The sequence below is a fragment of the Cardiobacterium sp. genome, from assembly GCF_057314735.1.
Map to the genome: position 1 here is coordinate 1 of NZ_DBHKZK010000051.1, position 11185 is coordinate 11185.

The window sequence follows — 11185 nt, forward strand, 5'->3', positions numbered from 1 at the left end:
GGGATTTTTCAAATTGCAAACAGCCTCTAGAACCGCCCCTACGGGCTTTGCCCTGCAGGGGAGAGGTGCAAATTGTAAACAGCCCCAAAGATTGGCGCGCTTATTCAGGCAGGTTTTTGCATTGGCTGAAGGCTTCGGTGTCCAGAACGAAGCCGTAGCCGTCCTTGCCTTTTTGCAGCGGCAGGATGACGGCGCGGTCTTTACTGTCAACGTTCATGCGGAGCATGATGCCGCTGTCGCGTCCGTCGCCGGGTTTGCGTCTGCCGCTGCGTTGCGGGTGGCTGTCGCGGATTTGCGGCAGGTGCGCCGTCAGGCATTGTTGCAGCGCCTCGCGCCAGGCAGTTTTGTGGGCGACGGTGTCGGGAATGTGCATCAGCGCCGCCACGCGCGCGCTGTCGCCTTCTGCCAGCGCCTGCATCATTACCCGCAGGGTGTCGCCGCTGTTTTGTCGCACCTGCGCGGGGAGGAGGTCGAGCCAGGCGAGGAGGTAATTGCCTTTGTTGTCCACGGGGATTTCGCTCATGACCAGCGCGGCGGCGCGGCGGTTGTCGGTGTCCGCCCAGAGCTCTACGAGGTCGATGCCGACGTTGCGTCCGCTGATGGTTTTGCGGGTACCGTTCCAGTCGCGCGCGGCGCTGTCGCCCTGTTTGACCCAGGCGATCCAGAGGCGCATCGGCGCGAGGTAGTAGTGGCGCGCGATGACGGTGTAGTCGGGTAACAGCACCATGTTTTGGTATTCGATGCGGTTGGCGACTTCGGCGTAGGGGTCGGCGGAGACTTCTTCGAGGAGCGAGAAGGGTTTGTCGGCGGCAGACGCGGCGATACTGGCGAGGGCGAGGAGCAGCAGGATTTTTTTCATGGGTTCTCCGGTTGTTGGGATGTTCCGTCCCGTCTGTCGCTGCGCCATTCGTCGGCGACCAGGTAAAGCGGGCGCTGTTTCACTTCTTCAAAGATGCGGCCAATGTACTCGCCGATGATGCCGAGGCAGACGAGCTGCACGCCGGCGGAGAACATGATGCCGGCGGTGAGTGTCGTCCAGCCTGGCACGTCGCGGCCAAAGAGCAGCGTTTCCAGCACAATCCACAGGCCGTAGCAGAATGACGCCAGCGAGACGAGGATGCCGGTGCGCGAAATCCAGCGCAGCGGTTTCAGCGAAAACGAGGTGATGCCGACGATGGCGAGTTCAAAAAGGCGCGGGTAGTTGTATTTGCTTTCGCCGGCCTGGCGGGGCGCCGCCTGGAATGGCAGGTAAACGGTTTTGAAACCGACCCAGGCGTAGAGGCCTTTCATAAAGCGCTGCCGTTCGTGCAAGGCGAGCAGGGCATTGACCACTTTGCGTCCCAGCACGCGAAAATCGCCCGCGTCCGGGGTGAGGGCGTAGCGGCTGCCGTCCTGCATGAAGCGGTAAAAGCCGCGTTTGAGGAAGCCGAGCAGGCGGTGTTCGTGACCGCGTTTTGCCTGCACCGCGGCGACCATGTCCGCGCCCAGGCGGTGCAAGGCGAGCATTTCCGCGAGCACCGCGACCGGATGCTGGCCATCGGCGTCCATCATCGCCACCGTGTCGCCGGTAGATGCCTGCAATCCGGCGGAGAGCGCCGCCTCTTTGCCGAAATTGCGCGACAGCGTCAAAAGGCGCAGCACGGTGTTGTCCGGCAGGCGGGCGGCGGTGCAGACGGCGCGCACGTCGTCGCGGCTGCCGTCATCGACGACGATGATTTCCGCCCGCCCCTGTGTTGCGAGGTACGCGGTTAGTTCGGGGAGGAAGGCGGCGAGCGCGGCGGCGTCGTTATAGACGGGGAGGATGAGGCTGAGTTCAATCTTCATGGCTGGCTCCTTGCGGCACCACCCAGTACACCACCGCCCGCTTTTCCTGCGGGCGCGGGTAACGCCAGCCGTGCGCGCGCCAGGCGATTTCCTGCCGAATCAGCGTCGCACCGCGCGCCTGCAAGCCGCGGGCGGCTTCCTCACAGGCGACATCGTCGCCGGTGCCGTAAGTGCCGGTGCAGTAAATCGCGCCGTATTCCTGCGCCCAAGAGGGATGCGGATTGACCCGTGCGGGCATCGCGTCCGGCACGCCGGGCAGCGCGCGCGGGTGCGATGGCGCGAAGAAGGCGAACGACGCGCTTTCCGGCCAGGTTCCGCCGACCCATTGCAGCGTCTGGCCGGGGAAGCGTTCGGCAAAGGCCGCCTCTACCGCCGCCACCAGCGCCGGGCGGGCGTAGTAATAGCTGGATTTGCCGCGCAGGGCGTTGATGCCGACGTACACCACGCTACCACCGAGAATCAGCAGCGCGATGGTGGCGAGCGGGCGGCGCAGTTGCGGCCACAGCGGCGCTGACGGCAAGCGCGGCGCAAGCTGGCAGGCGAGCCAGGCGGGCAACGCGAACCAGAGCGGAATCGCCCAATGCGTGGTCAAATGGATGCCGAGCAGCAGGTGCAAGGCCAACGTGATGAGCGCGGGCAACAGCGTGAGCGCCAATAGTGAAGCGGCCGGCGCGGCATCGCCCTGACGCGGCAGGCGTCGCCACAGCCAGACAAACGCCAGCCACGGCACGCACCAATAATAAAGACCGGAGAGGGCGAAGGTCGCCATCCGCATCGCGCCGTCGCCGCCCGCGAATTTGCCGGAAAGATACTGGCGGAACGGAAAATCCAGCGACCATTCCCACCACAAATGCGGCGCGAGCAGCACGAGAAAAACGGCGAGCGCAAGATACGGGCGGCGGTCGGTGTACCAGCCGCGCCACGGGCGGGCGAGCGAAATCAGGAACAGGCTGAGCAGCAGCACGCCGGAAAAATACTTGCCGAGCATCGCCGCTGCCGCCAGCACGCCGAGCGCGACACTCCAGCCAGTTGCCGCCCCCGGTCTCGCCGCGCGGAAAAACACATACGCCGTCCACGGCCAGAGCGAGAGCAGCACCGTGTCGGCGTTGAATTTGGCGGCAAGATTGGCATAAGGCAGGCCGCAGACGGCGAAGACGAGCGCCAGCAACAGCGCGTTATTGCGGCGACCGTCCGGCGGCACCCAGCACGCGGCGAGGGCGACAATGCCGAGCGCGCCAACGATGGCATTAATATAAGAAAGGAGAAAATACGCCCAGACTTCAGTCGGGAAAACGGCGAACCACAGCCGCACCAGCCAGGCAAACAGCGGCGGATGCTTGAAAGAGCCCCATCCCCAGGTCTGCCCCCAGGCGTAGTTTTCAATCATGTCGCCGTAGCTGTCGAGCGATGGCGAACGCAGCCACGACGCCAGCAGCCACACCACGATATAGCCCGCGAGCAGTATCAGCCACGGCAGTTTTTGGGGGGTACGCATGGGGATTCCTCGATGGATAAAGCGGGAATTTTATAGCGGATGCGGGCGGGATGGGGTTACTGGTAGCACGCACGGGGGTTTTCGCGGAGGCACAGGGTACGCCTCGGCGCACCGTCCCGTCATTTTTACATACACCTTCCCCGCTATCCTGTATGTAAACTGCTGCCCAACCACCCGCCATTCCACCCCGCCCCAAGGCCAAAACGGACGATGGTGGGGCAAGCCACACCCTACACTTATATATAAGAACCTGTTTAGAGTCTGAGAAAACCCGTTATTCTTATTGCAAACGGGAGCAGGTAAAACCGCCGATATACCTCCTCTCCCTGTGGGACAAGCATTGCTCGCGTAGCGAGAGAGGGTTGGGGTGAGGGCAGCAAAATCATTGAAAAACAGGAAATTCAGTTCATGAGCAATATCGCTCACCCCCACCCCGACCCTCCCCCGCTGCGGGCTTCGCCCTGCAGGGGAGGGGGAATTTCGATTTTACCCGCAGACTCTAAACAGGTTCTAAGAACAGCCGCGCGGGGCGGCTGTCGGGCGGGGCGTTTAGCCGAGAAAATCGTCGCCCGCCGCATCGTCTTCTGTAAACAGCCAAACCTGGCCGAATTTGCTGTCGCGCATTTCCAGCAGCAGCAAGCCCGGCTGGTCGATGCTTTTGTCGCCGCTCTTGCCCACCAGACGGAACGGGCAGGCGATGAGGTCGCCGTTGGCCATCGCCGCGCCGTTGGGCGACAGTTGCAAGGTGTCGCCAGTGTGTTTGATGAGGCCGCCAATCATGCGCAGCACATTTTCCTTGCCCTGATGCGTGCCGGAAAACGGATTGTGGCCGGGCTGGTGCCAGCGGATGTCGTCCGCCATCAGGCTGGCAAAGGCGTTCATGCCACCGGTCGAGAGGGCGTTGAGGCTGGTGGTGACGGCGTGTTGTTGGGACGGGGTCAGCATGGGATGCTCCTATGAAATGACAGGGAGCCGCATTTTAGCACCGCGCCCGCTGCCGCCTTTCATAAACCGCATCGCGCACCCGCCGCGTACCGGAAGATTGAACAGGCGCTTAATGGTTTGATTGTTTTGCGGTTGGCGTTTTCTTCGGCGCGTTTTTATTAAATTCTTGGCGGCATTTTCGGGATTATAAAATTTTTGGGGTAATAATTTGATTCGGCAGGGATTGACGTCCCGTTATTTTTTCCTGTATAACTGGCAATGCGCGCTTTCTTCCTGTTCTGCGGTATTGCAAACGGCTGCCGGATACCGCCATGTCTCAATTTCATGAGGGGTATTTTATGAGTCATTTTAATCCGATGCACATTACTTTCGGCGTTTATTTGATTATTGTGCTGCTGATTGGTCTGGCGGCGTATTATTCGACGAAAAGTTTTGATGATTATATTCTTGGCGGGCGCAGTTTGGGACCTTTCGTCACGGCAATGTCGGCGGGTGCTTCCGATATGTCCGGCTGGCTGTTGATGGGGCTGCCCGGCGCGGTTTTTTTATCTGGCATGAGCGAGGCGTGGATTGCCATTGGCTTGACGGTCGGCGCGTATTTCAATTGGCTGTTGGTTGCCGGACGTTTGCGTGTGCATACGGAACATAATAATAATGCGCTCACCTTGCCGGATTATTTTTTCCACCGCTTTGGCGCGCAGGGGCGGGCGATGAAGGTTATTTCCGCCGCGATTATCCTCTTTTTCTTTACGATTTATTGTGCCGCCGGGGTGGTCGCAGGCGCGCGCCTCTTTGAGAGCCTGTTTGATATTACCTATGCGCAGGCAATGTGGCTCGGCGCGGGCGCGACGATTGCTTATACCTTTATTGGCGGTTTTCTCGCAGTGAGCTGGACGGATACGGTGCAAGCAACCCTGATGATTTTTGCGCTGATTTTGACGCCAATCATGGTGCTGGTTGCCGTGGGCGGTTTTGATGATGTCGCCCTTTCGATTGGCAAGGTCGCGGCGGAGAAGGGCAAGGATTATGGTGAATATAGCGGTCTTTTTGCCGGTACGACTTTGCTCGGCATTGTTTCAACCGCTGCCTGGGGTTTGGGTTATTTTGGCCAGCCACATATTCTCGCCCGCTTTATGGCTGCTGATAGTGTTGCCTCTCTCAAACCGGCGCGCCGCATTGGCATGACCTGGATGGTTTTGTGTCTTGGCGGTGCCATTGCCGTCGGCTATTTTGGTATTGCTTATTTTGGTGCAAAACCGGAGGATATTGGTGCTTTGGGCGGCAAAGAGGAGCGGATTTTTATTGGTCTGGCCAGTTTGTTGTTTAATCCGTGGATTGCCGGTGTCATTCTTTCTGCCATTTTGGCGGCGGTGATGTCAACTTTGTCTTGTCAATTGTTGGTTTGCTCCAGTGCGATTGCCGAGGATTTTTATAAGGGTTTTTTGCGCCCGAATGCGTCGCAGGCGGAATTGGTCTGGATTGGCCGCCTGATGGTGCTGGCGGTGGCAATGATTGCGATGGTGTTGGCGGAAGACCCGGATAGCCGGGTATTGGGTTTGACCGCTTATGCCTGGGCCGGTTTTGGTGCGGCGTTTGGCCCGGTGGTCATTCTCTCTTTAATCTGGAAACGGATGACCGCCATTGGCGCGCTCGCCGGCATGATTAGCGGCGCGGTCGTGGTGGTTGCCTGGGCAGAATGTGTGAAAAAACCTGCCATTGAGGCGGGCGGAAATGGCTGGACGACGATGTATGAGATTGTCCCCGGCTTTATTGTCTGCGCATTGGTGATTGTGGTGGTCTCGCTCTTTGGAAAACCGGCTGCGGGTGTGGTTGAACGCTTTGAGCAGGCTAACCGCGATTATCACGCCAACAAGCACGGCAAAGTGGCTTGATGGTGGTATATTTGACGGGACAGTTTGTTGTCCCGTTTTTCTTTTTTAAGATTATCAAGGAGTTTTCATCATGTTTGCATTTTCCCGTCCACAATCCGCCCTGCGCGATGCGATTACCACCGCTTACCGCCGTGATGAGGCGGAAGCCGTCGCCGATATGCTGGCGCAGGCGCAGTTGAGCGAAGATGAGCGGCGCGAGGCGGAGGCGCTTGCCCGCCGTCTGGTGACGCAGGTGCGCGAGAACCGGCGTAAGGCGAGCGGTGTGGATGCGTTGATGCACGAGTTCGCACTCTCCAGCGAAGAGGGTGTGGCGCTGATGTGTCTCGCCGAAGCGCTGCTGCGCATCCCGGACACGGCGACGCGCGACCGCCTCATTGCCGACAAGATTGCCGGCGGCGACTGGAAAAGCCATATCGGCCACAGTCCGTCAATGTTCGTCAATGCCGCCGCCTGGGGGCTGCTGGTGACGGGCAAGCTGACCGCGAAAACCGATGAAAATTCGCTGGGCAACGCGCTGACCCGCGTGCTGGGCAAGGGCGGCGCGCCGCTCATCCGCCAGGGGGTGAATTATGCGATGCGCCTGCTCGGCAAGCAGTTTGTCACCGGGCAAACGATTGAAGAAGCGCTGAAAAATGGCAAGGCGCGGGAGAAGATGGGCTACCGCTACTCCTTTGATATGCTCGGCGAGGCGGCGATGACCCAGGCCGATGCCGACCGCTATTTTCAGGATTACGTCGATGCCATTCACGCCATCGGCAAGGACGCCGCCGGGCAGGGCGTGTACGAAGGCAACGGCATTTCCGTCAAACTCTCCGCCATTCACCCGCGCTATTCGCGCGCGCAGCATGAGCGGGTGATGAACGAACTCTTGCCACGGCTGAAAGAGCTGTTCCTGCTCGGCAAACACTACGACATCGGCATCAACATTGACGCCGAAGAAGCGAACCGCCTCGAACTCTCGCTGGATTTGATGGAAGCGCTCGTTTCCGACCCCGATTTGGCCGGGTACAAAGGCATCGGCTTCGTCGTCCAGGCATACCAGAAGCGCTGCCCGTTTGTCATTGATTACCTCATCGACCTCGCGCGGCGCAACAAACAGCGGCTGATGATCCGCCTCGTCAAGGGTGCGTACTGGGACAGCGAAATCAAATGGGCGCAGGTGGACGGCCTTGAAGCCTACCCGGTTTACACGCGCAAAGTGCATACCGACGTCTCCTACATCGCCTGCGCGCGCAAACTGCTCGCCGCGCAAGACGCCGTCTTCCCGCAATTCGCCACCCACAACGCCTACACCCTCGGCGTCATCTACCAGCTCGGCAAAGACAAAGAATTTGAGCACCAGTGCCTGCACGGCATGGGCGAAACCCTGTACGACCAGGTCGTTGGCCCGCAAAATCTTGGCCGCCGCGTGCGCGTCTATGCCCCGGTCGGCACCCATGAAACGCTCTTGGCCTACCTCGTCCGCCGCCTGCTGGAAAACGGCGCCAACTCGTCGTTTGTGAACCAAATCGTCGATGAAAACATCAGCATTGACGACCTCCTGAAAAGCCCGCTCGATGCCGCCGCCGCGACCCAAGGCAAAATGCACGCCGCGCTGCCGCTGCCGCCCAACCTCTACGGCGATGCGCGCCCGAACTCGCGCGGCCTTGACTTCAGTAACGAACACACCCTGCAACAACTCGAAGGCGAAATGAGCCGCGCCGCCGCGCAGCGGGTACAGGCGAGCAGCATCACCGCGCAGCCTGCCGAAAGCGAAGCGCCGCACGACGTCAAAAACCCGGCGAACCACCACGACCTGGTCGGCAACGCCGCCTTCATCAAAACCACCGCCATTGACGGCATCATCGCCAGCGCCAAAGCCGCCGAACCCGGCTGGGCGGCAATTACCCCCGCTGCGCGCGCCGCCATCCTGCGCCGCATCGCCGACCTGTTTGAAGCGCACCGCGCCGAACTGATGAGCCTCGCCGTGCGCGAAGCGGGCAAAACCCTGAACAACGCCATCGCCGAAGTACGCGAAGCCGTTGATTTCTGCCGCTACTACGCCCATGAAGCCGAAACCACCTGCGCGCAACGCCGCCCCGTCGGCACCATCGTCGCCATCAGCCCCTGGAACTTCCCGCTCGCCATCTTCACCGGCGAAGTGGTCGCCGCCTTGGCGGTCGGCAACACCGTCCTCGCCAAACCGGCCGAACAAACCAGCCTCATCGCCTACCGCGCCGTGCAACTGATGCACCAGGCGGGCGTGCCGCGCGACGTGCTGCAACTCGTCCTCGGTGCGGGCGACGCGGGCGCGGCGCTGACCCAGGACAAACGCATCAACGGCGTCGTCTTCACCGGCTCGACCGAAGTCGCACAACACATCAACCGCACCCTTGCCGCGCGCGACGACAACCCGGTACTCATCGCCGAAACCGGCGGACAAAACGCGATGATCGTGGACAGCACCGCGCTTGCCGAACAAGTCTGCCTTGACGTCATCAACAGCGCCTACGACAGCGCCGGACAGCGCTGCTCCGCGCTACGCATCCTCTGCCTGCAAGAAGACATCGCCGACCGCACCCTCGCCATGATCAAAGGGGCGATGGACGAACTGCGCATCGACGACCCGGCGGCGCTCGCCACCGACATCGGCCCGGTCATCGACGCGGAAGCACAACAAAACCTGCGCGCCCACATCGACAAAATGAAAACCGTCGCCCGCGCGCACCACGAAACCACGCCCGGCAAAAACATTGACCCGGCCGCCTCGACCTACGTCGCCCCGGTGCTGTTTGAGCTGAACAACCTCGACGAACTCCAGCGTGAAGTCTTCGGCCCGGTACTGCACGTCTTGCGCTACCGCGCGGGCGGACTCGACCGCCTCATCGCGCAAATCAACCAAAAAGGCTACGCGCTGACGCACGGCATCCACAGCCGCCTCGACAGCAGCATCGACCACATCAGCAGCCAGATAGAGGCAGGCAACACCTATGTGAACCGCAACATCGTCGGCGCCGTCGTCGGCGTGCAACCCTTCGGCGGCCACGGCCTCTCCGGCACCGGGCCGAAAGCGGGCGGCGCGTTCTACCTGCAAAAACTCAGCCAGGGCGGCGCGTGGCAGGCGCCCACCCCGGACAAAGCAGGCGTTGCCGACGAAAGCACGCTGCCGAAACTGCACGCGCTCATCGCGCAAAGCGGACTGGACAGCGCCGCCCAAGCGCGCCTCAAAGCGACAATAGACACCGCGCAACAAACCACGCTGCGCCACGCCGTACAAACCCTCAACGGGCCAACCGGCGAACGCAACGAAAACCGCTGGCACCTGCCGCCGCACATCGCGCTTTACGGCGGCGACCTCGAACAAAGCCTCGCGGCGCTCATCCCGGTCGCTATCGCGGGCGGACACCTGCACGTCGCCAAAGAACACCCGCTGGCGCTCCTTGAAAAAACCGCCGACGGCCTCATCCGCGTCAGCAATGAGCCCGTTTCCGACCACGCCCGGCATGTACTGGCGTTGGAACCGCTGCCGGTGGCGCTCAAAACCGCGCTCGCCGCCCGCGACGGCGCACTGGTGAAAATCATCAACGCCAGCGGCGGGGTGGACATCCTGCCGCTGTACGAAGAAAACAGCCGCAGCACCAACACCACCGCCGCTGGCGGCAACGCCAGCCTGATGGCAATGGCGGAAGTCTAAAAACCATAGGGTGCGCCTGAGCGCACCGCACGACCCCACCAAAAAGCCCGCCAATGGCGGGCTTTTTATGCGGATGCCAGACGCTTCATGCGACGCTGCCGCGCTGGAAGAACAGCTTGCGGTCATGAATGAGGAAATACGCCGCCAGCAGCAGGAACAGCCCGCTCTGGATGATTTTGCTGTCCGGGTGGGTGGCGAAAATCTCGTTGGAAAGATTGGCGACGGCGTGAAAAAGCACCGCTATCCACACATTGCGCCCCGCTTTCGCATACAGCCAGTTCATGATGAAGACGAACATAAAAACGCTGACGATGAAATTCACGCCGTACTGCCAGCCTTCGGCGACGAGGTTCGCCTGGTAATAGCCCTTGATGCTGGCGAGCGGCAAATGCCACGCCACCCAAAAAAAGGCGAAAATCACCGAGGCATTAAACAGATTGAAGCGGCGCAGCAGCGTATCGGTGCCGTAAGTGTGCCAGGCGAGCTCCTCCACCAGCGCGGCAAAAACGAGCAAAAACCACGGCGAGAACAGTGCGCTGGTGAAACTGGGCGAGCCGCTGATGACAAACTGGTCGGTGCTGTGGCCGAAAGCGAGCGAAATCGCCATCGCGGCGATGATGGAGAGCGGCGGAAAAAGCAGGGTAAAACCGAGCACGCGCCCGTTCAACCCGCGCCGGGTGAACAGCCGCGCTTTCAGGTCGGCAAGCAATACCGGGTCGGCGGCAAACAGCCAGGCGGCGACGGCAATCGGTGCGAGCAGCCCTGCGATGCCGAGCGTGCCTTGCAGCCAGGCATAATCCGCCGCCTGCGGCAGACGGCTGATATAACCGGCGAGAAACCAGCAAAACCACGGGATGACAATCGACCAGAAATAGAAGAAAACAGGGCGGTTGTAGCGGGCAAGGATGGGGTTCATGAAAACTCCTTGAGATTAAACACATTAAAATCCTCCCGACGGCAGGCGCGGGCGGGGCGCACATGATACGCCCCCCACAAGGCGACAAAAATCCACAAAACCGCAAACGCAGGTCGGGCATATAGCGCCACAGCGTGCGCCCCGGCGCACAATCTGGGTGATGACGACGATTTCGGCGTGCTTTGCCTGAAACTTGCGGTGGATGGCTATAAAATGCGCGTCGCTCTCGCCTGCCACACCGCCCTGGGGGCTGTTTACAATTCAGCAGAATAAGCCCCCTCTCTCGCTGCGCGAGCTGTTCCAATCCCTTTGGGAGAGGGGTTGGGGTGAGGGCGGAAGATTGCTGCGACCCGCGTAGTGACGGCTCTCAAAACAAATTGCAAACACGCCCTAACCCAACCTGCCATAAATATATAGCCGTCCACCGAAAGTTTCAGACA

General features: G+C 60.8%; 8 protein-coding genes. 2 read left to right on the forward strand and 6 right to left on the reverse strand.

The annotated features are described in order from the left end of the window. Positions 1–100 precede the first annotated feature (100 nt). The 4 genes from ACO54Z_RS06495 to ACO54Z_RS06510 form a co-directional block, all read right to left on the reverse strand. The gene (locus tag ACO54Z_RS06495) at positions 101–859 is read right to left on the reverse strand and encodes a hypothetical protein (protein ID WP_485996297.1); all 759 of its coding nucleotides are present in this window, start codon (positions 857–859) and stop codon (positions 101–103) included. Then, complete coding sequence (locus ACO54Z_RS06500; protein WP_485996298.1) at positions 856–1824, reverse strand: glycosyltransferase family 2 protein; 969 nt, start codon at positions 1822–1824, stop codon at positions 856–858. Before ACO54Z_RS06500 ends, ACO54Z_RS06495 begins: the two co-directional genes overlap by 4 nt. Continuing rightward, a complete protein-coding gene (locus tag ACO54Z_RS06505) occupies positions 1814–3319 on the reverse strand; it encodes a glycosyltransferase family 39 protein (protein WP_485996299.1) in 1506 nt (501 codons plus the stop codon). The genes ACO54Z_RS06500 and ACO54Z_RS06505 overlap by 11 nt, the downstream gene beginning before the upstream one ends. A 549-nt stretch (positions 3320–3868) precedes the next feature. Further along, entirely contained in the window at positions 3869–4264 is a 396-nt protein-coding gene (locus ACO54Z_RS06510; RefSeq protein WP_485996300.1) for a nuclear transport factor 2 family protein, read from the reverse strand. A gap of 338 nt (positions 4265–4602) precedes the next feature. Between ACO54Z_RS06510 and putP the strand changes: the two genes are divergently transcribed. Together putP and putA are read left to right on the forward strand one after the other, a co-directional pair. Beyond that, positions 4603–6156 (forward strand): sodium/proline symporter PutP, encoded by a 1554-nt coding sequence (gene putP, locus ACO54Z_RS06515; RefSeq protein ID WP_485996304.1) that lies wholly within the window; start codon positions 4603–4605, stop codon positions 6154–6156. A 70-nt stretch (positions 6157–6226) separates the two neighbouring features. Then, the gene (gene putA, locus ACO54Z_RS06520) at positions 6227–9829 is read left to right on the forward strand and encodes a bifunctional proline dehydrogenase/L-glutamate gamma-semialdehyde dehydrogenase PutA (RefSeq protein WP_485996301.1); all 3603 of its coding nucleotides are present in this window, start codon (positions 6227–6229) and stop codon (positions 9827–9829) included. 85 nt (positions 9830–9914) lie between these two features. On the opposite strand, the gene ACO54Z_RS06525 is transcribed toward putA, so the two are convergent. Together ACO54Z_RS06525 and ACO54Z_RS06530 are read right to left on the reverse strand one after the other, a co-directional pair. After that, the gene (locus ACO54Z_RS06525) at positions 9915–10745 is read right to left on the reverse strand and encodes a CPBP family intramembrane glutamic endopeptidase (RefSeq protein WP_485996302.1); all 831 of its coding nucleotides are present in this window, start codon (positions 10743–10745) and stop codon (positions 9915–9917) included. Positions 10746–10999: 254 nt separating this feature from the next. Continuing rightward, positions 11000–11185, reverse strand: a 186-nt coding sequence (locus tag ACO54Z_RS06530) for a hypothetical protein (protein WP_485996303.1), incomplete at its 5' end; no start/stop codon positions are given.